The 24,417-nt window shown below is 62.4% G+C and carries 21 protein-coding genes, 1 tRNA gene and 1 pseudogene; 9 read left to right on the top strand and 14 right to left on the bottom strand.

Features of this window, described 5'->3' with window-relative positions; genetic code table 11:
- Positions 1–70 precede the first annotated feature (70 nt).
- From tig to FF80_RS00105, 3 genes are all read right to left on the bottom strand, one after another.
- Complete coding sequence (gene tig, locus FF80_RS00115; RefSeq protein WP_035096633.1) at positions 71–1,450, bottom strand: trigger factor; 1,380 nt, start codon at positions 1,448–1,450, stop codon at positions 71–73.
- 46 nt (positions 1,451–1,496) lie between these two features.
- Positions 1,497–1,581, bottom strand: a tRNA-Leu gene (locus FF80_RS00110).
- A 71-nt stretch (positions 1,582–1,652) separates the two neighbouring features.
- On the bottom strand, positions 1,653–2,000 hold the full coding sequence (locus FF80_RS00105) for a nuclear transport factor 2 family protein (RefSeq protein ID WP_200877141.1): 348 nt from the start codon (positions 1,998–2,000) through the stop codon (positions 1,653–1,655).
- Positions 2,001–2,219: 219 nt separating this feature from the next.
- Between FF80_RS00105 and FF80_RS00100 the strand changes: the two genes are divergently transcribed.
- Complete coding sequence (locus FF80_RS00100) at positions 2,220–2,558, top strand: P-II family nitrogen regulator (protein ID WP_035079039.1); 339 nt, start codon at positions 2,220–2,222, stop codon at positions 2,556–2,558.
- A 71-nt stretch (positions 2,559–2,629) separates the two neighbouring features.
- Positions 2,630–4,039, top strand: coding sequence for a type I glutamate--ammonia ligase (glnA, locus tag FF80_RS00095; protein WP_035096632.1), 1,410 nt, complete (start codon positions 2,630–2,632; stop codon positions 4,037–4,039).
- 244 nt (positions 4,040–4,283) lie between these two features.
- Here the strand turns inward: glnA and FF80_RS00090 are convergent, their stop codons facing one another.
- On the bottom strand, positions 4,284–4,664 hold the full coding sequence (locus FF80_RS00090) for a GFA family protein (RefSeq protein WP_035096631.1): 381 nt from the start codon (positions 4,662–4,664) through the stop codon (positions 4,284–4,286).
- A gap of 248 nt (positions 4,665–4,912) precedes the next feature.
- Positions 4,913–7,660, bottom strand: coding sequence for a DNA gyrase subunit A (gyrA, locus tag FF80_RS00085; RefSeq protein ID WP_035096630.1), 2,748 nt, complete (start codon positions 7,658–7,660; stop codon positions 4,913–4,915).
- A 190-nt stretch (positions 7,661–7,850) separates the two neighbouring features.
- Between gyrA and FF80_RS00080 the strand changes: the two genes are divergently transcribed.
- Positions 7,851–8,903, top strand: a complete 1,053-nt coding sequence (locus tag FF80_RS00080; protein WP_035096629.1) for a S66 peptidase family protein — start codon at positions 7,851–7,853, stop codon at positions 8,901–8,903.
- A gap of 45 nt (positions 8,904–8,948) precedes the next feature.
- A complete protein-coding gene (locus FF80_RS00075; RefSeq protein WP_035096628.1) occupies positions 8,949–9,239 on the top strand; it encodes a hypothetical protein in 291 nt (96 codons plus the stop codon).
- Between the two features lie 7 nt (positions 9,240–9,246).
- Here the strand turns inward: FF80_RS00075 and FF80_RS00070 are convergent, their stop codons facing one another.
- Positions 9,247–9,630, bottom strand: coding sequence for a VOC family protein (locus FF80_RS00070; protein ID WP_035096627.1), 384 nt, complete (start codon positions 9,628–9,630; stop codon positions 9,247–9,249).
- 103 nt (positions 9,631–9,733) lie between these two features.
- Positions 9,734–10,171: a helix-turn-helix domain-containing protein gene (locus FF80_RS00065; protein ID WP_244445664.1), complete on the bottom strand. Its 438-nt coding sequence runs from the start codon at positions 10,169–10,171 to the stop codon at positions 9,734–9,736.
- A 111-nt stretch (positions 10,172–10,282) separates the two neighbouring features.
- On the opposite strand from FF80_RS00065, the gene FF80_RS00060 reads away from it, so the two are divergent.
- Positions 10,283–11,164 carry an NAD(P)H-binding protein gene (locus tag FF80_RS00060; protein WP_035096625.1) on the top strand — a complete coding sequence of 294 codons (882 nt, stop codon included), beginning with the start codon at positions 10,283–10,285 and terminating at the stop codon, positions 11,162–11,164.
- Positions 11,165–11,316: 152 nt separating this feature from the next.
- The gene (locus tag FF80_RS00055) at positions 11,317–11,838 is read left to right on the top strand and encodes a hypothetical protein (protein ID WP_035096623.1); all 522 of its coding nucleotides are present in this window, start codon (positions 11,317–11,319) and stop codon (positions 11,836–11,838) included.
- Between the two features lie 41 nt (positions 11,839–11,879).
- Here FF80_RS00055 and FF80_RS00050 read toward each other — a convergent pair whose 3' ends face one another.
- Positions 11,880–12,674: a family 16 glycosylhydrolase gene (locus FF80_RS00050; RefSeq protein WP_052153004.1), complete on the bottom strand. Its 795-nt coding sequence runs from the start codon at positions 12,672–12,674 to the stop codon at positions 11,880–11,882.
- A gap of 306 nt (positions 12,675–12,980) precedes the next feature.
- On the opposite strand from FF80_RS00050, the gene FF80_RS00045 reads away from it, so the two are divergent.
- Positions 12,981–14,063 (top strand): acyltransferase, encoded by a 1,083-nt coding sequence (locus FF80_RS00045; protein WP_035096621.1) that lies wholly within the window; start codon positions 12,981–12,983, stop codon positions 14,061–14,063.
- 68 nt (positions 14,064–14,131) lie between these two features.
- On the opposite strand, the gene ssb is transcribed toward FF80_RS00045, so the two are convergent.
- On the bottom strand, positions 14,132–14,647 hold the full coding sequence (gene ssb, locus FF80_RS00040) for a single-stranded DNA-binding protein (RefSeq protein WP_035096620.1): 516 nt from the start codon (positions 14,645–14,647) through the stop codon (positions 14,132–14,134).
- A gap of 281 nt (positions 14,648–14,928) precedes the next feature.
- Here ssb and FF80_RS00035 point away from each other — a divergent pair, with 281 nt between their 5' ends.
- Positions 14,929–15,573: a LysE family translocator gene (locus FF80_RS00035; RefSeq protein ID WP_035096618.1), complete on the top strand. Its 645-nt coding sequence runs from the start codon at positions 14,929–14,931 to the stop codon at positions 15,571–15,573.
- Positions 15,574–15,798: 225 nt separating this feature from the next.
- On the top strand, positions 15,799–18,690 hold the full coding sequence (uvrA, locus tag FF80_RS00030; RefSeq protein WP_200877145.1) for an excinuclease ABC subunit UvrA: 2,892 nt from the start codon (positions 15,799–15,801) through the stop codon (positions 18,688–18,690).
- A gap of 549 nt (positions 18,691–19,239) precedes the next feature.
- Here uvrA and tilS read toward each other — a convergent pair.
- The 5 genes and pseudogenes from tilS to FF80_RS21765 all read right to left on the bottom strand — a co-directional run.
- The gene (tilS, locus tag FF80_RS00025; protein WP_052153003.1) at positions 19,240–20,514 is read right to left on the bottom strand and encodes a tRNA lysidine(34) synthetase TilS; all 1,275 of its coding nucleotides are present in this window, start codon (positions 20,512–20,514) and stop codon (positions 19,240–19,242) included.
- Positions 20,499–21,494, bottom strand: a complete 996-nt coding sequence (gene ybgF, locus FF80_RS00020; RefSeq protein ID WP_035096614.1) for a tol-pal system protein YbgF — start codon at positions 21,492–21,494, stop codon at positions 20,499–20,501. The genes tilS and ybgF overlap by 16 nt, the downstream gene beginning before the upstream one ends.
- 182 nt (positions 21,495–21,676) lie before the next feature.
- Positions 21,677–22,165 (bottom strand): peptidoglycan-associated lipoprotein Pal, encoded by a 489-nt coding sequence (gene pal, locus FF80_RS00015; RefSeq protein ID WP_035096984.1) that lies wholly within the window; start codon positions 22,163–22,165, stop codon positions 21,677–21,679.
- A 225-nt stretch (positions 22,166–22,390) separates the two neighbouring features.
- A complete protein-coding gene (gene tolB / locus FF80_RS00010) occupies positions 22,391–23,701 on the bottom strand; it encodes a Tol-Pal system beta propeller repeat protein TolB (RefSeq protein WP_052153002.1) in 1,311 nt (436 codons plus the stop codon).
- 60 nt (positions 23,702–23,761) lie between these two features.
- Positions 23,762–24,417, bottom strand: a pseudogene (locus FF80_RS21765) (hypothetical protein); the annotation flags it as partial.

Here is a 24,417-nt window from a genome sequence, read left to right as displayed (position 1 = left end):
GTCCACAGCAAAAACAAAAAGCCGCCCATTTCTGGGCGGCTCTAAAAATCCTGAAATAGATCAGAACACCTTAATGGTGGTGTTCCTCCGGAACCTCGTCCTCGTCAGCCTGGATCAGCTTGGCAAGTTCGGCGCGGGTCATCTTCTTGTCGGTGATTTCGCCCAGGTCAGCGACATAGTCGACGACCTTGTTCTCGAACACCGGAGCGCGAAGACCGGCAAGAGCCTGCGGGTTCTTGCGGTAATAGTCATAGACCTGCTGTTCCTGGCCGGGGAAGCGGCGCACTTCGGCGATCAGTGCCTGCTGGTGCTCTTCCTCGGTGACGTTGACGTCGTTCTTGTTGCCGATTTCGGCAACGACCAGGCCCAGGCGCACGCGGCGCTCGGCGATCTTGCGGTACTGCTCGCGAGCGGCTTCCTCGGTGGTGCCTTCGTCTTCGAAGGAACGGCCGTGGCTTTCCACTTCGTGCTGCACGCGGCTCCAGATGGTCTCGAATTCGGCATCGACCAGCTGGGCCGGGACGTCGAACTTGTGACCGTCGTCGAGTGCGTCCAGAATCTGGCGCTTGACGTGCTGGCGGCTCATCGAAGCAAGCGCTGCTTCCATCTGCTCCTTGACGGCATTGCGCAGGGCCGCGACGTCTTCAACGCCGAGGCGCTTGGCGAATTCGTCGTCCAGCTCGCCCGTATTGGGGCCATCGACATGCAGCACGGTGACGTCGAACACGGCGTCCTTGCCGGCCAGCTCTTCGCTCTGGTAGTCGGCCGGGAACGTCACTTTGACTTCCTTGGAGCCGCCCTTCTTGACGCCGATCAGCTGCTCTTCAAAGCCGGGGATGAACTCGCCCGAGCCAACAGTGAGGTGCGCATGGTCGGAGGTGCCGCCATCGAAGGGCTTGCCGTCGATCTTGCCCACGAAGGACAGACCCAGGCGGTCGCCGTTTTCGACAACGCCTTCGTCGCCCTTGTCGGTATAGCCGCGGTTCTGCGCGAACACGCGATTGACTTCGGCATCCAGCTCTTCGTCGGTCACTTCAACGACGGGCTTGTCGAGCTTGACGCCCTTGAGGTCCATCAGTTCGACCGGGGGCAGAACTTCATATTCCACCACGAATGCCAGATCGGCATTGCCGTCGAGCACTTCGTTGATCACCGCCTGATCTTCAGGCAGGTCAACCTTGGGCTGAGCGGCGGCGCGTTCTTCGCGCTTGTCCAGGGTCTCGGAGACGGTCGCGTTGATCGCGTCGGTCATCACTTCACTCATGGCAGAGCGGCCATAGACCTTCTTGAGATAAGAGGTCGGCACCTTGCCCGGACGGAAGCCCTTGATATTGGCCTGGCCCTTGAGCTCCTGGAGCTTGGCATCGAGGCGTGTGACCAGGTCGGCGGCCGGAATGGTAACGCTGAGCTTGCGCTTCAGGCCCTCATTGAGGGTTTCGGTAACCTGCATTCGGTTCAATCCCGTATTCAATTAATGTCAGGGCCAGTGTCCAATGTGGTGCGGGTGAGAGGACTCGAACCTCCACGCCTTGCGGCGCTGGAACCTAAATCCAGTGCGTCTACCAATTCCGCCACACCCGCAAGGGTACCCGTCTGGCCGGGTTGCGCGTGGGTCTAGCCTAACTTGTACTGCCAGTCAAAGCCTTGGTTGGCTATTTTGCGGGAATGGCGAAGACCTGGGCGATCAAGCCGTCGCGGATGACGAACATGATAGCCGTTTCGATGGGTTCGGGCCCCAGGCCATGGATCACCTCATGGTCGATCACCGTGTTGCCTAGCGCAATGCGATTGACCAGCTCGGCCCGCAGCCCGGCATGTACGAACCGTTCCTTGCCATAGAATTCGCCATAAGCCGCTTTTCCGGCCAATAGCGGTGTCATGTCCGGCAAGCGGAAGCTGCTGATATCCTCGGCAAAGGCCGACAGAAACCGCGGCAGATCGCGTGCATTATAGGCCTCGAACTGCAGCTGGACACATTGCAGTGGCGTCATCATAGTCATTTTTGGCTCGGCTCGTTCAACGAAGGATGGATAAGTGCACAAAATCTGTGCATCACGGCGCTATTTTGATCATGGACTGCACGCTGGTGGTGCTTATAAACTTCAGGACAAGCCAGTAAGCCATTAACAAATCGATCTTTTTTATGTTTCCGCCAGCGTGGCACAGGCCGTGCATACGGGATGGCGGTATCCGCCTAAGTCAGGCACGTGGAGGCTCAATTGAAAAAAATCGAGGCTATCGTAAAGCCGTTCAAGCTCGACGAAGTCAAAGAGGCACTGCAGGAGGTTGGCCTGCAGGGCATCACCGTTACCGAGGCGAAAGGCTTCGGCCGGCAAAAGGGCCACACTGAACTTTATCGCGGCGCCGAATATGTCGTGGATTTCCTGCCCAAGGTGAAGGTCGAGGTCGTGTGCCCCGACGAGCTAGCCGAAAAAGCCATCGAAGCGATCCGCAACGCAGCACAAACTGGTCGCATTGGCGATGGCAAGATCTTCGTTTACTCGATCGAGCAGGCTATCCGAATCCGCACCGGCGAATTTGGCGACGACGCGCTCTGAGGGCCCTCCCCTTTAGACGCCAGCCGCCCGAACAAACAACAAGCATTCCGATTTAGACAGGGGAAGACCTAATGACCACCGGAAGCGACCTCCTTCAGAAGATCAAAGACGAGAACATCAAGTATCTCGACCTGCGCTTCACCGATCCGCGCGGCAAGCTGCAGCACGTCACGCTCGACGTGTCGATCGTCGATGAGGACCTGTTCGAAGAAGGTACCATGTTCGACGGTTCCTCGATCGGTGGCTGGAAGGCCATCAACGAGTCCGACATGGTGCTGATGCCCGATCCCAATTCGCACTATATGGACCCCTTCTTCGGCGCGTCCACGCTGGTGGTGAACTGCGACGTCCTCGAGCCCCTGACCTACCAGCCATACAGCCGCGATCCGCGCACCACGGCCAAGAAGGCTGAAGCCTTCCTCAAGGCCTCGGGCATTGGCGACACGGTCGTGTTCGGCGCCGAGCCCGAATTCTTCATGTTCGATGACGTCAAGTACTCCAACACTCCCTACAAGGTGGGTTTTGAAGTCGACCATCCCGAACTGCCCTCCAACAATGACACCGCCTATGAAGCCGGCAATTCCGGCCACCATATCGGTCTCAAGAAGGGCTATTTCCCGGTTCCCCCGCTCGACAGCGCCCAGGACATTCGCGGCGAAATGCTTGCCGCCATGGCCGACATGGGCGTCGTGGTCGAAAAGCACCACCACGAAGTGGCCTCGGCCCAGCACGAACTCGGCATCAAGTTCGCGCCGATGATCAAGGCTGCCGATGACGTGCAGATCTACAAGTATGTCATCCACCAGGTCGCCAATGCCTATGGCAAGACCGTGACCTTCATGCCAAAGCCGGTCTTCGGTGATAACGGCTCGGGCATGCATTGCCACCAGTCGATCTGGAAGGACGGCAAGCCGCTGTTCGCCGGCGACCAGTATGCGGGCCTCTCGATGGAAGCGCTGTATTACATCGGCGGTATCATCAAGCACGCCAAGGCGATCAATGCCTTCACCAACCCGACCACCAATAGCTACAAGCGCCTGGTGCCGGGCTTTGAAGCCCCCGTGCTGCTGGCCTATTCGGCCCGCAACCGTTCGGCTTCCTGCCGTATCCCCTTCGGCCAGTCGCCGAAGGCCAAGCGCATCGAAATCCGCTTCCCCGATCCGCTGGCCAACCCGTACCTGGCCTTCTCGGCCATGCTCATGGCCGGCCTCGACGGCATCAAGAACAAGATCCACCCTGGCGAGCCGATGGACAAGGATCTGTACGAGCTGCCGCGCCAGGAACTGATGCAGATCCCGCACGTTTGCGGCTCGCTGCGCGAAGCCCTGACCAGCCTCGACACCGACCGCGAGTTCCTGCTCGCCGGCGGCGTGTTCGACAACGACCAGATCGACAGCTATATCGAGCTGAAGATGACCGAAGTCGTCAAGTTCGAGCAGACCCCGCACCCGGTCGAATACGAAATGTACTACTCGGCCTAAGCCGCGTTGGTGCAATGAGAAAAGGGACCCGAAAGGGTCCCTTTTTGTTTGGGGATGACGTTCGGTGAGGTGTCCCCGCTGACCTCGTCAGTGGATAGGTTCCGTGCGGAACACCCCCCTCCTCGGTGTCATTCCCGCGAAAGCGGGAACCTCTGTTTTCTTCCTGAACATCGCAAACAGGGGTTCCCGCTTTCGCGGGAATGACACTGTGGATGGAACCCTGTGGCGGCGCCCCACGACCCACTCACTGCAAATTCTGCGGTACGCCGTCCGCGATCTCGTAATAATCCCCCTTGTCCGCCACGAAGATATGCATCGCCAGCTTGGTATGGGTGGGCGTGTCGAACGCGCCCAGGGAGATCCCGATCCAGTCGCGATCCACCGGATCGAAGAACAGCGACGAGCCGCAGATAGCGCAAAAGCCGCGCCGGACCTTTTCCGACGAATGATACCAGGTCACATGCTCCCCGCCCTCGATCGTCACCGCCGAGCGCGGCACATCGACGCCGGCCTCATAATGCCCGGTATGCTTGCGGCACTTGGTGCAGTGACAGGCCGAGCCCATCGGCAAAGCGCCCTCGACCGTGAAGCTGATGGCGCCGCATAGGCACGAGCCCTTGTTCATTTCTGCCTCCCCATTGCATCGGCACTTTCGCAAGGCGGGTGCGAAAGTGTCAAACCGGAGGTAGGCCTAAACTCACAAAACGGAGGTTCCCGCTTTCGCGGGAATGACATTGTGGGTGGAGGGGGTCTGCGCAGAACATGCCCCTCTCTCGGTGTCATTCCCGCGCAGGCGGGAACCTCTGATTCCTTCACTTTCCCAGCTGCTCTCCACAGACCAACCAACAAAAAGGGCGCCGCAGCGCCCTTTTCTTATTCGTCAGCCGGCGCCTCGGGCGTATCCGGGGTTTCCTCGTCGTCCTCCGGCTCGCTGATATGCTCGACGGACACCACCTTTTCGTCTTCGGCCGTATCGAAGACGATGACGCCCTGGCTGCCGCGCGAGACGATGCGGATGGGCTTGTCGCCGCCGACCGGCAGGCGGATGGTCTGGCCGCCGTCGCTGATCAGCATGATCTGGTCATCATCGGCCACGGGGAAGCTGGCGACGAGGTTGCCGTTGCGCTTGTTGACCGCCATGGCGACAATGCCCTTACCGCCACGGCCGGTGATCCGGTATTCGTGGCTGGAGGTGCGCTTGCCATAGCCGTTTTCGGAGATGGTCAGGATGAACTGCTCGATGGCAGACATCTGGGCGTAGCGCTCCTGATTGAGCTCGCCGGCAACCACATCGCCCTCGTCCGAGCCCGCTTCTTCGGACTGTTCCTCGCCACGCACCGCGCGGCTCATCTTGAGATAGGCGGCACGTTCTTCGGCCGTGGCGTCGGAGTGGTTGATGACGGCCATGGAGATGACCACGTCGTCCTTGGCCAGCTGAATACCACGCACACCCATGGAATCGCGGCCCTTGAACACGCGGACATCATCCACCTGGAAGCGGATGGCCTGGCCCAGAGCCGTGGTCAGCAGCACGTCATGATTGGCGGTGGCCGTTTCGACGCCCACGATCTGGTCGCCCTCGTCGAGCTTCATGGCGATCTTGCCGTTCTGGCGCACTTCGACAAAGTCGGCCAACGAGTTGCGGCGCACCGTGCCGCGGGTCGTGGCGAACATGATGTCCAGGTTTGCCCAGCTATCCTCATCCTCGGGCAGCGGCATGATCGAGGTGATCCGCTCGCCCTGCTCGAGGGGCAGGATATTGATCAAAGCCTTGCCGCGCGCATTGGCGGCGGCCAGCGGCAGGCGCCAGACCTTGAGCTTATAGGCGATGCCGCGGCTGGTGAAGAACAGCACCGGGGTATGGGTATTGGCGACGAAGAGCCGCGCGACGAAATCCTCGTCGCGGGTCGCCATGCCCGAGCGGCCCTTGCCGCCACGGTTCTGCGCCCGATAGGTCGAGAGCGGCACGCGCTTGATGTAGCCGCCATGGGAGACGGTGACCACCATGTCTTCGCGGGCGATCAGGTCCTCGTCGTCGAAATCGCCGGCAACGTCGGAAATCTCGGTGCGGCGTGGCGTGGCGAACTGATCACGGATGGCGATCAGTTCTTCGCGGATAATGGTCTGCACGCGCTCGCGGCTGCGCAGGATAGCGAGATAGTCCTCGATTTCAGCACCCAGGCCGTTGAGTTCGTCGCCGATTTCATCGCGGCCCAGCGCAGTCAGGCGGGCAAGGCGCAATTCGAGAATGGCGCGGGCCTGTTCCTCGGAGAGATTGAAAGTGCCGTCGTCATTGATGCGGTGGCGCGGATCATCGATCAGCGCGATCAGCGGCGCCACGTCGCTGGCGGGCCAGCGGCGGGTCATCAATTGCTCGCGCGCCGTCGCCGGATCTGGCGCGGTGCGGATCAGCGCGATGACTTCATCGATATTGGCGACGGCAACGGCCAGGCCGACCAGGATATGGGCGCGGTCACGGGCCTTGTTGAGCAGGAACCGGGCGCGACGGGTCACCACTTCCTCGCGGAAGGCGATGAAGGCCTCTAGGATTTCCTTGAGGTTCATCAATTGCGGCTTGCCGCCATTGAGCGCCACAAAATTGCAGCCGAACGACGATTGCAGCTGGGTGAAGCGGTAAAGCTGGTTCAGCACGACATCGGCCAGCGCGTCGCGCTTGATTTCGACCACGACGCGCATGCCTTCGCGCGAGGATTCGTCGCGCATGTCGGCAATGCCCTCGATGCGCTTGTCGCGCACCAGTTCGGCGATCTTTTCGACCAGAGTGGCCTTGTTCACCTGATAGGGCAGCTCGGTGATGATGAGCGCCTCGCGCTCCTTGCGCACTTCCTCGATCGCGACCCGGCCACGCACCAGCACCGAGCCACGGCCCGTCTCATAGGCCGAGCGGATGCCGGCGCGGCCCAGAATAATGCCGCCTGTCGGGAAGTCGGGACCCGGCAGCACTTCGAGGATTTGCTCGGTGGTGACAGAAGGATTGTCCAACATCAACAGCGCGGCGTCGATCGTCTCGCCCAGATTGTGGGTAGGAATATTGGTGGCCATGCCCACGGCGATGCCGCCGCCGCCATTGACCAGCATATTGGGGAACCGGGCCGGCAGCACGGTCGGCTCATGCTCGGAGCCGTCATAATTGTCGCGGAAATCGACCGTGTCCTTGTCGAGGTCATCGAGCAGGGAATTGGTGATGCGCTGCATGCGCACTTCGGTATAACGCATAGCGGCGGGCATATCGCCATCGACCGAGCCGAAATTGCCCTGCCCTTCCACCAGCAGCTCGCCCATGGAAAAATCCTGGGCCATGCGCACCAGGGCCATATAGACCGCGCTGTCGCCGTGGGGGTGGTATTTACCGATAACGTCGCCGACCACACGGGCCGATTTGCGATAGGGCTTGTTATATTCGTAGCCGTTCTCGTTCATCGAAAACAGGATGCGGCGATGCACTGGCTTGAGCCCGTCGCGCACATCGGGCAGCGCCCGGCTCACGATCACGCTCATGGCGTAATCGAGATAGGATTTGCGCATCTCGTCGGTGATCGAGATCAGGGAAATGTCGGACGGCTGCGGCGCGCCGGTTCCGTTGTCAGGCGTATCGGTCACTGGGTGATTCTTGGTTGTTCGAACTAGCCAATATGTAAGCGATCTGCGCCAAAAATGCTAATTTTTGCCGGGGGAAGCTGTGGAGAGGCGTGGGGCGGGGACAAAGCGGGCTCGCCATTGCGTCTTGCGACTGAAATAAAGGAAACGGAGGTTGCCGCTTTCGCGGGATCGACACCGTGAGAGGACGCGGATGATAGCAGCATCATTGCGAAAGCCCCGCGCCCTTATGCCCGGCGACCGGATCGCGGCGGTGTCGCCGTCATGGGGTGGACCGGGTGCGTTTCCGCAGCGTTATGAGGCCGGCAAGCGGCAGCTCGAAGCCGCTTTTGGGGTGAGCGTCGTCGAGATGGTGCACACGCTGGCGGATGCCGATCGGGTTGCGGCCAATCCCCAGGCGCGGGCGCAGGATCTGATGGCCGCGTTTGCCGATCCGTCCATTGCGGGGATTTTCTGCACCATTGGCGGGGACGATTCCATCCGGCTGCTGCCCTATCTCGATCTCGCGGTCATCCGCGACAATCCCAAGGTCTTTCTCGGCTTCTCGGACACGACAAGCCTGCATCTGGCCTGTTTTGCGGCCGGGCTGACCTCGTTTTACGGCCCCAGCATCATGGCCGGCTTTGCCGAGAATGGCGGCATGCATGACTATACCGCCGGTAGCGTGCGGCAGACGCTGTTCAGCCATGAGCCGCCGGGGCTGGTGCCGGTGAATACGGAAGGCTGGACAGCCGAGCGCCTGGGCTGGGGCAATCCTGCGCTGCAGGACCAGCGGCGTGTGCTGCAGCCCGCCGATCCGGTACGTGTGCTGCAGGGCACCGGCGTCGCACAGGGGCATCTGCTGGGCGGATGTGCCGAAGTGCTGGAAATGGTCAAGGCCACCGCGTGGTGGCCTCCGCTGGACGCATGGCGCGGGGCGATCCTTTTCATCGAGACCTCCGAGGAGGCCCCTCCGCCTGGCTTCTTTCGCTATTGGCTGCGCAATTATGCGGCGCAGGGTATTCTTGGTGTGCTCAACGGCATCCTGCTGGCGCGGCCGGATCCTAAAGGCGACGCGCGCTACCAGGAGAAACTGGAACAAGTGCTCGTATCGGTGCTGGCAGAGAGTGGGTTGGCTGGCCTCCCAGTGCTGTCGGGCCTGGATTTCGGACATACCCAGCCCATGCTCACCCTGCCCTATGGCGTGCAGGCGCTGATCGATTGTGCTTCGGGACGACTGAGTATCCTGGAAGCCGGGGTGCGCTAGGCCACCGAGACTGGTCATCGCCACCCCGCTGCACTATGCAGGGCCATGGCAGATACTTATCGGGCGTGGCTTCGCGGGGCGGAAAAGTGGCAAAACATCGCGGTGATTGATCTGCGATCGCTCGATGGCATTGGCAAGCTGCTGCAATCGGCGGGGCTCAAGACGCTGGGTGAAATCGACGAAATGGAAGGCCCCGAGCTGCTGAAACAGCCAGGGCTTGGCGTCGGCGTCATCCGGCGGGTTCGCGGCATCATCCGCAATTGCAAGGCCGAGGAACGGCGGCGCAGATCGGCAACGGCTTCGTTACGCGTCCGGCCGCCGCGGGTGGCGCTTTAGCCCTGGCCTAAATCTCCTGCGCAATCTCCCAGACATGCCCTGCCGGATCGGCGAAGGCGGCCGTGCGGCGGCCCCAGGGCCGATCCATCGGGCCATTGAGGAAAGTCACGCCGCGGCTTTGCAAATCAGCATAAGTGGCGTTGACGTCATCGACCCGGACCGTGAGCAGCATGCGGGCGCCGGAGGTCGTAGCGCCGACTGGCGACGGGGCGACCAGCTCAGGGGCCTGACTGGCAGCAAGCAGATTGAGCATAGAGCCAGAGAACTTGAGCAACGCCGAGACAGGGTCTTCACCGACGATTTCGGCGGCAAAGACCTTTTGGTAGAAGCTCTTGGCCGCGGCGATATCTTCGACGAACAGGGTGACGACTTCGATTGCATTCAGGCGCATGGGGAATTCCCTTCCGATTTGGCTGGCCGGCGACAGGCCGGTTCATCACCTCGACGCGCGGCTTCCCATGGCTTCGACTATTGCGCGCGCAAAAAAAGCAGCCTCACGCGGCTTGGTCGAACTCGGCGCGGGAGCGGTCGATATCGGCAAAGTTCTCGTCGGCCCAGCGGATCAGATAGCCGAAGGGGACGATAACGGATTCGCCCAAAGCGGTGAGGCGGTATTCCACGGAGGGCGGCTTGGTGTCGAAGACCTGCCGGGAAACCATGCCGTCGCGTTGCAGGTCGCGCAGCGTCTGGGTCAGCATTTTTTGGGAAATATCAGGGATTTCACGGCGCAGCTGATTGAACCGCTTGGGGCCGCTGGCCAGCGTCATCACCAGCAGCATGCTCCACTTGTCGGAAATCTTGTCGAGCACACCGCGCACCGGGCAATTGCCGACCGGCAGGCCGACATTGGCGCTCCATTTTTCAACAAAGACTGTGGCTTCTTCGAGTGCGGCGCGCATGGTGGTTACCTTGAGGTGACGTTGTCCCGGCAAAGTGCCTCCTTTCGCGCCGTGAGCAGGCACATTAGATAGCACTCTCCATTCGATACTTACTCTCTCAGCGCCTGTGCTGCAAGGGAGCGGTGTTTGACCAAGGAGAGACACATGGCAGACTTCAAGAACAATACGCTTTTGGTAACTGGCGCCTCGGGGCAATTCGGGCGCCTGGCGGTGGAAGAATTGCTGGCGCGCGGCGCCACCAAGCTCATCGCCGGCACGCGCGATCCCGCCAAGCTGGCCGATCTGGCCGCCCGCGGCGTTGAAGTGCGCCAGCTCGACTTTGACGACAGGGCCAGCCTTGCCACCGGCTTTGCCGGCGTGGAGCGTGTGCTGCTGATCAGCACCGATGCGGTGGGCAGCCGCGTGGCGCAGCAGAAAAATGCGGTAGAGGCGGCCCAGGTCGCCGGCGTCAAGCACATCGTCTATACTTCAGCACCCAATCCCCGTCCCAACCCAGGCACCGGTGTTTCGCCCGAGCACTATTGGACCGAGGTGGCCATTGCCGCGTCCGGGCTCGATTTCACTTTCCTGCGCAATCACATCTATGCCGAAATCAGCCTGCTCGGCGCCGCGCCGGCCATCGGCTCGGGCCACCTTTATGACGCAACCAACGGTGGCGGCCGCTCCTATGTGACGCGGGCCGACGCCGCCCGCACCGCGGCTGGTGCGCTGCTGACCGCCGAAGGCCAGGCCATTTTCGACGTGACCGGCCCGGCGGCCGTGACTCAGGCAGAACTGGCAGCCGAATTCGCCAAGGCAAGCGGCAAGCCGGTGGCGCGCGTCGGGCTGACCGGCGAGCAGCTGCGCGGCGGCCTGATCGCCGCTGGCCTGCCCGAAGGCATGGCCGATGTGATGGTGGCGTTCGATGTGGATGCCGCCGATCAGTATCATGCCATTGTAACCGGCACGGTCGAGCAGTTCAGCGGCCGCAAGCCGGAAACGCTGGCGGCGTTCCTGGCAGCCAACCGCGCGGCGCTGGTGGGGTAATCCCGATCGGCTTCGGCCTGACCACCCGACCTGCCTTCTCCCCCTGCGGGAGAAGGCAACCGCACAAGTCAGTGCCCCGCCTTGCGCGCGAATTTGGCTCCCGACTACAACAATGACACGATGATTCGGCGTGCTGACTGGAGCCACCCGCAATGACCTTTTCCGCGCTCGTGTCGCGTGCTTTGGCCCTGGGCCTGCTCATTGCGGGCGCTGCTGCCCTGCCGGCCCATGCGGCGCCAGCCGATGTGGGCCTGCTCAAATCCTATATCGGGGATTGGCGCGGGCGCGGCACCGTTACGGGCGCCAGTTCGGAAACCGTGGTGTGCCGCCTCTCGCTCAAGCCAGGCAATCAGGACAAGGTCAATTATAGCGGGCGCTGCACCGTGGCCGGCAGCCAGCTATCGATGAACGGCACCATAGCCTATGTCGAGGCCAGCAAGCGGTACGAGGCCGCCATGACCTCCAATGTCGCCTTTAGCGGCATTGCAGTCGGGCAGAAGCGCGGCAGCGGCCTGATTTTCAACCTGCGCGAGCGCGACCAGGATGAAGTGGGCAAGGAGATCGGCATCAGCGCGCAGATCGTGCTCAATGCCGGCGCCATCGATGTCAATTTCGACGTCATGTATATCGCCACCGGCGAATATCTGCGCGCCGAAGTGCCGTTCAGCAAGTAGGCGCGGCCGCTGCCATCGTCACAGCAGCGGCTACGGATAGCCTAGTCGCAAAGCACGGATTCGGGGAACTGGCAGGTCTCGCCAAGGGCGGTGTAGGCCACCCAGTCCACTTCCATCCTGATGGGAGCCGTGACGGGCGTAAACGGCCCCATCCAATCGGTCAGCGTGTCCGAGCCCCAGAGGCTGAAGAAAATCCGCTGGGGATTGGTCGGTATGCGGAACGCCTCGTCGATAGTGCGGACGAGCTTGCCATTGATGAAATACTGGATGGTCTCGGGCGTCCAGGTCACCGCGTAGTTGATGAAATCGGAGTCCGACGGATAGGGCAGATCATGGTCCTGCCCGCTGCCGATTTCGCCATCGCCGCTGATGCCGTTGACGAAAGTGGTGGTCTGCACCTTGCCGGTGTCGCGCAACAGCACCTCGAAATCGATCTCGTCATGCGGCTTGCCCTGGGTGGGGCCGATATAGCTGAAAAACGCGGCATTCAGCCCTGAGCCAGACGGCGTCTTGAGGCGTGCTTCAAAGGTGCCATAGCCGATCGCCTGCTTGGTCTGCAGCGCGCCGCAGCTATATTGCCGGTCCTTGTAGGGGCTGGGCGCAAAACCGACCGTGAGCATCCCGTCCTCGACCTTCACCTGGTCGGATTTCCAGGTGCAATTCTGGTAGGTGCCGGTGGCCCAGCCATCGGCGACATACCAGCGCTGGCTGCTCAAACTGTCGAAATCGTCGAAGAAGCTGGCCTGTTGTGCAAAGGCCGGCAAGGCCGTCAGCAGGCCCGCCGCCATGGTTGCGGCCGGAAGAGCAATATACGCCAGAAATCCGTGTTTATTCATCGACCATCTCACGCTGATATTTGCCACTCGTCGCCGGCAACAGGGGGTACCGGCCCTCATCTACGCAGGTGAAATCAGACTATGGGTCAATTCCGACCACAAATAGCCCGCCGGGTCCCGATAGGCTCATCGCAGCCCTGCGCCCAGAGCACAACTCCCGCGCGTAACGACCTGAAATCCATCGCATATTTTACCAGAAAACCGGCACCATGCTGACGCCTTCCCGGCGCCGTGCTTGACACATTAACCCGGCCCTGCTGCTTAATCCGCAGTCCCAACACGACCAAACTTGTATTGGAGCGGCCGATGACTGCGGAAGTCCTGGAAACGGCCCCTGCCCCTTTGGCGGCGGCTACCAGCAAGCCCCGCGACGCGGTGGATATTTTCTCCCAGCGGCTCTCGCTGGCGCGGCTGATCCTGATCGTGCTGGTCGTCTATGTCCACTTCCCGTTGTCGGTGCCCGCAGAGCGCAGCCTGAATGCGCTGACGCCGCTGGACCCGGCCTTTATTGCCAATGCCACGTTCCTGCGCTTCTCGGTGACCATTCTCACCATCATGTCGGGCTTCATCATGTTTACCAAACATGCCGATCAGCGCGGTATGAAGACGGTGGAGAAGAAGGTCCGGACGCTGCTGGTGCCGTTCCTGTTCTGGAATCTGGGCCTGGTGGCCGCCCTCTATCTGGCGCAACGGTTGGGCATCCTGAGCGGCCAGCGGCTCGATCTGCTGACGGCCAATGCCCAGACCTGGGCCGATGCGACGCTGGCGTGGAGCACGCGGCCAGTAAACTATCCGCTCTATTTCCTGCGCGACCTGTTCGTCATTTCGCTGATCGCCATCGTGGCGTCGCGAGTGGTGCGCGCCAATGTCATCCCGGTGATCGCGGTCAGCGTGCTGATCGCCGAGTACAATCTCGACGGCAATCTCATCCTGCGCACACCGATGCTGATCGCCTTCTTCATCGGCGCGGCGCTGGCCATCTACAAAGTACCCCTCGATGCCCTGGACCGCAGCTGGCCGTATTTTATCCCGCTACTGCTGGTGGCCTGCGTGACGCATTATTACTATCCGAGCGAGAGCAGCGGCCTGCTGATCAGCATATTGGGCGGGTTGACCATCTGGACGCTGACAGCGCTGGTCCATCGCTCGCGCGCGCTGCAAAAACTGGCGCGGCTGGCCAAATACGCTTTCCCCATCTACCTCATCCACGGCATCATCCTGTTCGGTGTGCTTGCACTGGGCGTCGAAGTCTCGAACTCGTTCACGGGATTGGCGCTGTGGCTCGTGCTGCCGCTGGTGATTGCGATCGTCAGCGCCCTGGCATTCCGGCTGTTCAGCCTGATCCTGCCGCAATTCGCCTCCTTCACGACCGGCGGTCGCGGGGCATAGCTCCCAGCAGAAACAAAAAAGGAGGCCACCAGGCCCCCTTTTCCAAGTCTTGCCGGAACGCAACCGGATCAGAACGGGATATCGTCATCCATGCCGCCGGGCTCGAAGGCCGGGGCGTTGGAGGCCGGACGCTGGGCGCCGCCGCCACCCGCAGGACGGGCGCCGCGGAAGCCGCCGCCATTGTCGGCGCTGCGGAAACCGCCATCGCCGCCCCCGGCATTGTCCCCATCACCGCGGCCGTCGAGCAGGGTCAGGTTCGAATTGAAGCCCTGCAGCACGATTTCGGTGGAATATTTGTCCTGCCCGGACTGGTCCTGCCATTTGCGGGTCTGCAACTGGCCTTCGATATAGACCTTGCTGCCCTTGCGCAGATAGCTTTCGGCCACGCGGGTCAGGCCTTCCGAGAAGATCACCACGCGGTGCCACTCGGTCTTTTCGCGCTGCTCGCCGCTGGTGCGATCCTTCCAGCGCTCCGAGGTGGCGATGGACAGGTTCACCACCTTGCCGCCGCTCGGCAGATTGCGCACTTCGGGATCGGCACCCAGATTGCCGACGAGGATCACCTTGTTGACGCTGCCTGCCATAGCAAAAATCCTTTCAATTCAGTCCCGGGCCGCTGTGCCGCCAGGACGCTCACATATCTCGTTGCCGGGGCAACAAGCCCCGTGATCGCCAGACCTTACTCCGCCCCGCCCCGTCCCGCGCGCCAAACTTGGCGTTTTGAACAGAAGTGATCGCTGGCCTTCCACACATGTTCCCTATATGTTCTATTTCTGCGTGGACGTCAAGATCGCTGCTGACACAGATTGTCAGCAGGGCTCGGCCAAGCCAACGCAGACCGTCCTCACCCCATGCGAGACCATGATTGGATTACGCCCAGGCGCTCTGGCTCTACTTCATCCTGCTGTTCGGCATCATCATCGTGCCCGGCATGGATATGTTCTTCGTGCTGGCCAATGCGCTGACGGGTGGCCGGCGGGCGGGCCTCATGGCGACGGGCGGGATCATGCTGGGCGGCGCGGTGCATACACTGTTCGGCGCATTGGCAGTCGGCGTGCTGACGCAACTGCCAGCCGAAGTATTCCGGACGATGATCCTCGTCGGAGCCGCCTATATCGCATGGATCGGCTATACGCTGGTGCGCAGTTCGATCACGGTGGATCATATCGGCAAGGCGCCGAGCCGGTCGGGCCGGGTCGCGTTCCGGCAGGGATTGATCACCTGCCTGCTCAATCCCAAGGCCTACATGTTCGTGGTGGCGGTGTTTCCGCAATTCATCCGGCCGCAATTCGGCCCGCTCTGGCGGCAGGCGTTGGTGATGGGCGTGATGACAGTGCTGATGCAGATGCTGATTTATGGCGGCTTGGCGCTGGCCGCGGCCAAGGGGCGCGACGCGCTGATCGGCAACCCGCAGGTTACCCAATGGATCGGCCGGGGCGCTGGCGTGTTGTTTGTCGTGGCCGCCCTGTTTGCCGCCTGGCATGGAGTGTTCGGCTATGCCGGGACTTGACCGAATCCAGTTTGTTCCTTTTACGTTCCTGTGCGATAAGGAAAGGCGTTTTGCGCAAAGCTGCCCTGACACGATAAGGTAACGCCGGCGCTCAACGCCCGGTAAGATGGCCGCTTGCGGCCAAGCCCGCTGGCTCCTATCTCTGCAGGCTGCCAGCCCAATGATACGAATTTAATTTGCCGCCCTGTGCCCACACGGCGCAGCCAGCCATGGACGTCGACAATGATGCAAAAGCCCAGCCAGAACCGGGAGATCGTCGTGCGCGGCGCCCGCGAACACAATCTCAAGGGCATCGACGTGCGGTTGCCGCGCGACAGCCTGATCGTGATGACTGGCCTGTCCGGCTCGGGCAAGTCCTCGCTGGCCTTCGACACTATCTATGCCGAGGGGCAGCGGCGCTATGTGGAATCGCTGAGCGCCTATGCGCGGCAATTCCTCGAAATGATGCAGAAGCCCGATGTGGAGCATATCGAGGGCCTGTCGCCCGCGATTTCCATCGAGCAGAAGACCACATCGCGTAACCCGCGCTCTACGGTTGGCACCGTCACCGAGATCTATGATTACCTGCGCCTGCTCTATGCGCGCGTCGGCATTCCCTATTCCCCGGCCACCGGCCTGCCCATCGAAAGCCAGACTGTCAGCCAGATGGTGGATCGCACGCTGGAATTGCCCGAGGGCACGCGGCTGTTCCTGCTGGCGCCGATCGCACGTGGCCGCAAGGGCGAGTACAAGAAGGAATTGGCCGACCTGATGCGCAAAGGCTTCCAGCGCGTCAAGATCGATGGCGAATATCACGAGATCGAGGACGCTCCGGCGCTCGACAAGAAGTTCAAGCACGATATCGAAGTGGTGGTGGACCGCGTGGTGGTCGGCCCCGATATTGCCGGGCGCCTGGCTGAGAGCTTTGAAACCGCGCTGAAGCTGGCCGAAGGCATCGCGCTGATCGAATACGCCGATGAGAAAAACGAGGATGGCACGCCGCGCCAGACCACGTTCTCGGAAAAGTTCGCCTGCCCGGTCTCCGGCTTCACCATTGCCGAGATCGAGCCGCGCCTGTTCTCGTTCAATAATCCGTTCGGCGCCTGCCCGGTTTGTGACGGCCTTGGCACCGAGCAGAAGATCGATCCGGACCAGATCGTGCCGGACGCGAGCCTGTCGCTCAAGGATGGTGCCATCCTGCCCTGGTCCAAGACCAGTGCGCCTTATTATCTGCAGACGCTCTCGGCCGTGGTGAAGCATTTCGGCGCCTCGACCGGCACCGCCTGGTCGGACCTGCCCTTTGAGGTGCAGCATGCCGTGCTCTATGGCACCGACAAGACGCCGATCAATTTCGTCTATGACGATGGCTTGCGCCAATACAAGACGACCAAGCCCTTCGAGGGCGTGATCGGCAATCTCGAGCGCCGGTATAAGGAAACCGAAAGTGCCGGCATGCGCGAGGAAATCGAGAAATACATGTCGGCCAAGCCCTGCGTGGCGTGTGGCGGCTATCGGCTCAAGCCCGAGGCGCTGGCCGTCAAGATCGATGGGCTGCATATCGGCCAGGTCACCGAGCAGTCGATCCGCAATGTCTCGAACTGGTTCGCCGCCCTGCCCGAGCGCTTCACGCCCAATCAGAAGCAGATTGGCGAACGCATTCTCAAGGAAATCACCGAGCGGCTGAACTTCCTCAACGATGTGGGGCTGGAATATCTCTCCATGTCGCGCAATTCGGGCACGTTGTCGGGCGGTGAAAGCCAGCGCATTCGCCTCGCCAGCCAGATCGGTTCGGGCCTGACCGGCGTGCTCTATGTGCTCGACGAGCCAAGCATTGGCCTGCATCAACGCGACAATGCGCGCCTGCTCGATACATTGCGGCGGTTGCGCGACCTGGGCAATACGGTCATCGTGGTCGAGCATGACGAAGACGCCATCCTCACCGCCGATTACGTCCTCGATATCGGGCCGGGCGCCGGCGTGCATGGCGGCCATATCGTGGCCGAGGGCTCGCCGCAGGACATTCTCAACCATCCCGATTCCCTGACCGGCAAATATCTCTCCGGCCGCATGGGCATTCCCCTGCCGGCGGAGCGGCGCGTGGCCAAGAAGGGCAAGGCGCTCAGCGTCAAAGGCGCGACCGGCAATAATCTCAAGAACGTATCGGTCGATGTGCCGCTGGGCATGTTCGTCGCCATCACCGGCGTATCGGGCGGCGGCAAGTCGACCCTGATGATCGACACCATGTATCAGGCCATTGCGCGGCGACTGAATGGTGCCCGCGTGGTCCCTGCCCCGCATGAAAGCCTCACCGGGCTCGAATTCCTGGACAAGGTCATCGATATCGACCAGAGCCCGATCGGGCGCACGCCGCGCTCCAACCCGGCCACCTATACCGGCGCCTTCACCCCGCTGCGCGAATGGTTTGCCGGCCTGCCGGAATCCAAGGCGCGCGGCTATGGGCCGGGGCGGTTCAGCTTCAACGTCAAGGGCGGGCGCTGCGAGAAGTGCGAAGGCGATGGCGTGCTCAAGATCGAGATGCACTTCCTGCCCGACGTCTACGTCACCTGCGATGTGTGCAAGGGCAAGCGCTACAATCGCGAAACGCTCGAAGTGCAGTTCAAGGGCAAGTCGATCTCCGACATCCTGGACATGACCATTGACGAGGGCGTCGATTTCTTCTCCGCCGTGCCGGTCATTCGCGACAAGTTCGCCACGCTCCAGCGCGTCGGCCTGGGCTATGTGAAGGTGGGTCAGCCGGCTACCACCCTCTCAGGCGGCGAGGCGCAGCGCGTCAAGCTGAGCAAGGAACTCTCCAAGCGCGCCACCGGCCGCACGCTCTATATGCTGGACGAGCCGACCACGGGCCTGCATTTCCACGACGTGGCCAAACTGCTCGAAGTGCTGCATGAGCTGGTCGATGGCGGCAATACCGTAATCGTCATCGAGCATAATCTGGAAGTCATCAAGACTGCCGACTGGGTCATTGATCTGGGCCCCGAAGGCGGCGATGGCGGCGGCGAGATCGTCGGGGTCGGCACGCCCGAGGATATCGCGGCCAATCCGCGCTCGCACACCGGCACCTTCCTCAAGGAAATCATGGCCCGCCGCCCAATGCGCACGAGCCAGGCGGCGGAATAGGCCGGCGGTTGCGGTGCCACACCAGCCGGCCGTCATTCCGCCCCCCATGCAGCCCACCCACTAGGCCAGCACCTCCCCCTCGACGGGGGAGGTTGGGAGAGGGTGCGGGAGCCGGTCCGTCAACATCCCACCCCAACTTATTCCCCTTATCCCCACCCGCCGCAGCTCATGCCATCATCCCCTCGTCACCCACGCCAAGCGCGATCATGACGAGTGAGGAGCGTGGGGATGGCTGGGGAGCATGGGGTCGCCCAGGCTCACGTGTTGATGTGGATGATTGCAGTCGGGTGTAGGACCGGATCGGCGACAGCAGGCTTAACGCCTTGAGCCCCCGGCACCGCATGCGGCCCGAAAGGGTGGCTGGTCGGACAGGCACGACAAGACCCGGCGCGATGGCGAGACCTTGGTTTCACCTTTTTTTACGACCCAATCCGGGACCCTGGTCTCGCCATCGCCGCTGATTCCAAACGCTGGGCCACCGCTCCGGCGGCGATCGCGCAACCCCATCATCAAGTTAGGCCTAAACAAAATCCAGGAGGACGTTTCGGGTCAGTCGATCAGCAGCTTCACTGAGATGCGTTCATCGAATGACCAGCCGCCCAGCGACAGCACGCCGCCGGCGGCGTCGCGGACGATGGGGGCAGTGCGGATGGCTTCGGCGGGGGCGGGGACCTTGAAGCCTAAAAACTCTTCGAGCCGATGGCGGGGCAGGTAATCGGCGACGCTGGCGGTGAGATCGCTTTCGTCCGAACCGTTGATGATGAGAAAACGCTCATCCCAGACCAGTTCGGCATGGGGTCGCAGAATCGCGTCGGGCGGCACGGCGCGGCCGGGTTCGCGGGCGATCACCACGGCATCGTCCTTGAGGCGGATGACGCAGCCCAGAACGGTGGTGGATTTGGGCAGGGCGCCATCGGCAATGGATTGGCGCAGCCGCTCCACCTGCCCCAGCGCGCGCGGCTTTTGCCGCCCGCCGACAATGTTGAGCACCCGGCCGAGCACGCGCACGGAAATGGCAGGGCTAAGGCCGATAAAGCCGGCCAGCTCGATCCGCGCCGAACCAAATCCATCCAGCCGCACCAGGGCGGGAAAGCAGCTCTCGGCCATCTGCGCAATCGCCGCATCGGCTTCCGCCATGCGCTCGGCAAAAACCGAAAGCGCAGCAGCATCGAGCCCCAGGCTTGCCAATTGCGGCAGGGCTTTGCGCCAGCGCACACGTTCATAATGCTCGTCATTATTGGACGGGTCTTCGGCGGGCACGAGCCCCGCCGCATCCACCACTGCCCGCAGGGCCGCCGGATCGGTATCGAGCAGCGGACGGTGGACCCTGACACCCTCGACCACGGCCATGGCCGACATGCCCTTGAGGCCCTCGATGCCGCTGCCATGGGCCATGCGCATCAAGACGGTTTCGGCCTGATCGTTGCGATGGTGGGCGGTCAGCAGGACGGTGACCCCGTCCTTGGCCATGGCATCGCCGATCAATTGGTAGCGGGCGATCCGGGCCGCTTCCTGCAGGCCGGCCACGGGCTTGGGCGCATTCCATTTAAGACCGCTGGCGGCGATACTCAGCCGCTTGGCAGTAGCGAGCACCATTTTGACTTCGGCGGCGGCTGCCTCACGCAGGCCGTGATCGACCGAATAGACATGCAAGACGGGCGCATTGTCGCGCGCACTGGCCCAGCTATGGGCCAGCAGCAGCAGCGCCAGGCTATCGGCGCCGCCAGACACGGCCAGCCCGATCGCCCGTTCCCAGGCGACCGCCGCGAAGAGCTGGTCCAGCGCCGCCGCGTCGTCGAAATCGGGGGTCAAGCGGGCGGACATTCGGCCTTGGTCTTTTCCTCGGCCAGGCGGCCTTTTACGGCATCGGGCAGCGTGGTGTAGCGGCGATCGACTTCGGCAAAGGTACGGCAGGCGGTTTCACGCTCACCGGCGCCGGAGAGCGACATGCCCAGCTTGAGCAGCAATTCGGGCGCCCGCGGATTGTCCGGCGCCTTCTGGAAGGCGTTGAGCAGCACATCGGCCGCTTCGCTATAGGCCTGGCGCTGCAATAGGGCATCGCCCAGCCAATTGGCGGCGTCGGTAACCTGGGGATTGTCCGGGTAAAGCTCGATGAACTGGCTGAACTGATCCTCGGCAAAGCCATAATCCCCGCGCGCCAGGGCCTCGTAGCCGGCACGGAATTGCGCATCGGCATCGGGATTGCCCGAGGGGCCGGCGGCCGGATCGTAGGTCAGGTCGAGCGGCTCACCCGTGGTCAAATCCGTCCCGCCAGTGCGGCCGGTGCCCACCAGCGGATCGTTGGAATTACCCAGATCGTCCATCGGCACGCTGCCATCGTCGAACGTTGGGTCGAACTCGGTTTCGCCCGGCAGCGGCTGCACGCCCTGGGCCGGAATATCGGTCAGCGGCACAGTGGATTCGTCGGCAGGGGCCTGCGGCAAAGCCTGAGGTTGGCTCGCGCCCGCCGGATTTCCCGGCGCACCGCCTTCGAGCGCCTGAAAGCGCGCGGCATTTTCCTCGCTCTGGCGCTGCATCAGCGTCTGTATCTGGGTGAGCTGGAAGGTCAGTCCCTCGACCTGGCCATTGAGCGAGCGGATCTGCTCCTCGAGCTGCTGGATACGCAGCATCAGCGTTGCCGTGTCATTGGCCTGCGCTACCAGAACCGGCGGCGTCTCGTCGCTCAGCGTACGGCCCACCAGGGCTGGCGGCGTCGCAGCGGACTGGGCGAAAGCCGGGGCTGCCACAACGAGGGCCAACGCCGTCGCCAGCACCAGTCGCGCCTTCAAATGAATGGTCGTCAAAGCAATAAGCCTCCAAACGCGTCGTGACTGCACGGCGCACCATGAACCTTTGGAGGCCAGGCAATAAAGGCCAATTTTGGTCAAAAGAAAGCGCCCGGGCCCTTTTGGGGGCTCCGGGCGCTCTTGCCTCCAGTTTGCACTGGATCGCTTCGGCCTTGCCAATCGGCAGGGCCGGTTTTGTCTTACTGGACCACGGTAACCGCGCGGCGGTTCTGGCTCCAGCAGGAAATGTCGTTACAGATGGCCACCGGGCGTTCCTTGCCGAAGGACTGGCTGGTGATGCGCTGGCCATTGACGCCCTTGGAGGTCAGGTAATTGACCACGATGGAGGCGCGGCGGGCGCCCAGGGCGATATTGTATTCGCGGGTACCGCGCTCGTCGGCATGGCCTTCGATCATGATGCGGTAGTTCGAATATTGGTTGAGCCAGGCGGCCTGCTTGTCCAGCGTCGACATAGCGGTCGGGGTCAAATTGCTCGAATCGGTTTCGAAGAACACGCGGTCACCGACCGAAACAAGGAATTCCTGCTGGCTGCCGGGGGCGCCGCCGCCGGGGCCCAGATTGCCGACACCGGTCGGCATCGCATTGGGGGTGCGGGAACAGGCCGCAATCGCGACGACGAAGAGCAGCATTGCGAATGCGCGCAACGCGGTGTTGAGGGGTGCGGAAATGGCCAATGGAGGCTCCTGAAAGGCTTACAATCTTAAGGACGGCATTTACCGCGCTTATTCTTAAGACCGCGTTTGCGTGTCTGGTTAATGTTTGCCTATCGGGGCACAAATGTGGCGGAAATCCGGGCTTTTTTGTGATGGTGCAGATTGGCCACAGAGGGTGGGACAGAGCGCGTTAAGGTTAAGTGGGGCAACACGAAATCATGTTCATGCAGCCCCAAACACTTAAGCCCGCAGGCCAGACCAGGCCGGATCGGACGCATAGCCATCGGTCGGGATGGTCAGAAGATTGCGGCCCCAGATATCAATGCTCATCAGGCGCGGGCCGTCATTGCCGCCCGGGTCCTGGAAGAACATGATGACGCGTCCATTGGGTGCCCAGGTCGGGCCTTCGGCATGGAAGCTCGAATAGAGCATGCGTTCGCCCGAACCGTCGGGATTCATCACCCCGATATTGAACTGGCCGCCGGACTGGCGGGTAAAGGCGATCAGGTCGCCATTGGGCGACCAGACCGGGGTGGAATAGCTGCCCTGGCCAAAGCTGATGCGCTGCGCGTTACCGCCGCTGGCGCCCATCATATAGATCTGCGGCGAGCCGCCCCGGTCGCTTTCGAACAGGATGCGGCTGCCATCGGGCGAATAGGAGGGGCCGGTATCGATCGCGGCGCCCGACGTCAGCTGCATGGGCTGCCCGCCGCCCGTGCCGACCGAATAGATATTGGTGGCACCGCCCTGCTCGACCGAGAAGGCCACGGTGCCGCCATCGGGCGAAAAGCGCGGCGCGAAGGTCATGGCGCCGACCGAGGCCAGTTGCTGCTGGCGGCCGGTGGACAATTGCAGCAGGAAGACCTGCGGATTGCCATTGGCGAAATTCATATAGGTGACCATGTCGCCATTGGGCGAGAAGCGCGGCGTCAGCGCCATGGAACTGCCATCGGTCAGATACTGCGAATTGGCGCCATCCTGATCCATGATGGCCAGGCGCCGCACGCGATTGGCCTTGGGACCGCTTTCGGCCACGTAGATCACGCGGGTATCGAAATAACCGCCGCCGCCGGTCAGGTTGGAATAGATGGCGTCCGAAATGATATGGCCGACCCGGCGCGAGGAATTAGGATCGGTATTGTAGCTGCTGCCGACCACCTGGGCGCCCTGGCGTGTGTCCCATACGCGCACCGAGGACGAAATCTGCCCGCCGCGTTCGACGGCGCCCATCACCAATGCGTCCACATTGGCGGTGCGCCAGGTGTTGAAATCGGGCGTGGCGTTCACGTCGCCCACTTGCAAGGGCAGCGAGGCCGGATCGAGCGGCTGGAACAGGCCCGAGCGGCGCAGGTTATTGCGCACGATCTCGGCGATCTCGCGCCCGAAAGTGGGATCGCTCGAGGCAAAATCGGGAATGGCGATCGGCAGGGGCCGGAAATTGGCGCCCTCGACCGTGATGTTGAGCTGGGCGCTGGCCTTGGCGGCGGCAGCCATGGCAATGCCACCGGCCAGACCGAGCTTGAGGGCGTTGCGCCGGGTGAGAAGGGTCATTTCAGTCTCCATTCCTGCCATTCGTCGACAATGCTGCCAGACAAAGGCGCTTCCAAGATGTCACGGACGCAAAGTGACGTTGATATTCTGCCATTGGTCATAAGTGTTGGCCGAGAGCATGCTGTAGGGGGCACAGCTATTCACAGCGCCGACCGCCTTCTGGGCGATGCCGATGGCCTCGGGCTGCTGGCTGACCGAGACGATGCGCGGCACATCGGCAAGCGAGCCATCCTGCCGCAGCCGCATATTGACGACGACTTCCGCCCCGCTCGCCTCTTCATTGGGCAGCAGATACCAGCACTGCTTGATCTTGGCGACCAGCGCCCCGATCTCGGTCTGGCTGAGCGTAGCCGAAGTGCCGGTGGTGTCGCCCAGAGTGGGTGAGCCGCCCTGCCCGGTCGTGGCGCCGGTCGTATTGTCCCGATTGATGATCGAGGAAATGTCGTCCGCCAGCGCGGAATCGAGCTGGGCGGGCTGGGGCGGATTGGGCTGCGGGTCCGGCGCCGGAGTCGCGGGCTGCTGGGCCTCAGCCTGGCGGCGGCGTTCTTCTTCCTCGCGCCGGCGGCGTTCGGTTTCGGCGGCGGCAAATTGCTGGCGCAGCTGCGCCAGACTGCTCGGACGCGCAGCCGGTGTCGGCGCAGGGGCCTGGGCCGGAGCGGGCGTCGGCTCGGGTGCTGGCGTCGGCTCGGGGGTCGGCGCGGGCGTGGGTTCAGGCA

The organism is Devosia sp. LC5 (assembly GCF_000735585.1).
GTDB lineage: Bacteria > Pseudomonadota > Alphaproteobacteria > Rhizobiales > Devosiaceae > Devosia.
The sequence above is the reverse complement of the archived record's forward strand: the minus strand, read 5'-3'. Positions and strand labels throughout refer to the sequence as shown.

Bases quoted from the DNA above. Each gene is read 5' to 3' on its own strand.
- tig (WP_035096633.1), bottom strand. From the start codon at position 1,450: ATGCAGGTTACCGAAACCCTCAATGAGGGCCTGAAGCGCAAGCTCAGC.
- FF80_RS00105 (WP_200877141.1), bottom strand. From the start codon at position 2,000: ATGACTATGATGACGCCACTGCAATGTGTCCAGCTGCAGTTCGAGGCC.
- glnA (WP_035096632.1), top strand. From the start codon at position 2,630: ATGACCACCGGAAGCGACCTCCTTCAGAAGATCAAAGACGAGAACATC.
- FF80_RS00090 (WP_035096631.1), bottom strand. From the start codon at position 4,664: ATGAACAAGGGCTCGTGCCTATGCGGCGCCATCAGCTTCACGGTCGAG.
- FF80_RS00080 (WP_035096629.1), top strand. From the start codon at position 7,851: ATGATAGCAGCATCATTGCGAAAGCCCCGCGCCCTTATGCCCGGCGAC.
- FF80_RS00075 (WP_035096628.1), top strand. From the start codon at position 8,949: ATGGCAGATACTTATCGGGCGTGGCTTCGCGGGGCGGAAAAGTGGCAA.
- FF80_RS00070 (WP_035096627.1), bottom strand. From the start codon at position 9,630: ATGCGCCTGAATGCAATCGAAGTCGTCACCCTGTTCGTCGAAGATATC.
- FF80_RS00060 (WP_035096625.1), top strand. From the start codon at position 10,283: ATGGCAGACTTCAAGAACAATACGCTTTTGGTAACTGGCGCCTCGGGG.
- FF80_RS00055 (WP_035096623.1), top strand. From the start codon at position 11,317: ATGACCTTTTCCGCGCTCGTGTCGCGTGCTTTGGCCCTGGGCCTGCTC.
- FF80_RS00050 (WP_052153004.1), bottom strand. From the start codon at position 12,674: ATGAATAAACACGGATTTCTGGCGTATATTGCTCTTCCGGCCGCAACC.
- FF80_RS00045 (WP_035096621.1), top strand. From the start codon at position 12,981: ATGACTGCGGAAGTCCTGGAAACGGCCCCTGCCCCTTTGGCGGCGGCT.
- ssb (WP_035096620.1), bottom strand. From the start codon at position 14,647: ATGGCAGGCAGCGTCAACAAGGTGATCCTCGTCGGCAATCTGGGTGCC.
- uvrA (WP_200877145.1), top strand. From the start codon at position 15,799: ATGCAAAAGCCCAGCCAGAACCGGGAGATCGTCGTGCGCGGCGCCCGC.
- tilS (WP_052153003.1), bottom strand. From the start codon at position 20,514: ATGTCCGCCCGCTTGACCCCCGATTTCGACGACGCGGCGGCGCTGGAC.
- tolB (WP_052153002.1), bottom strand. From the start codon at position 23,701: ATGACCCTTCTCACCCGGCGCAACGCCCTCAAGCTCGGTCTGGCCGGT.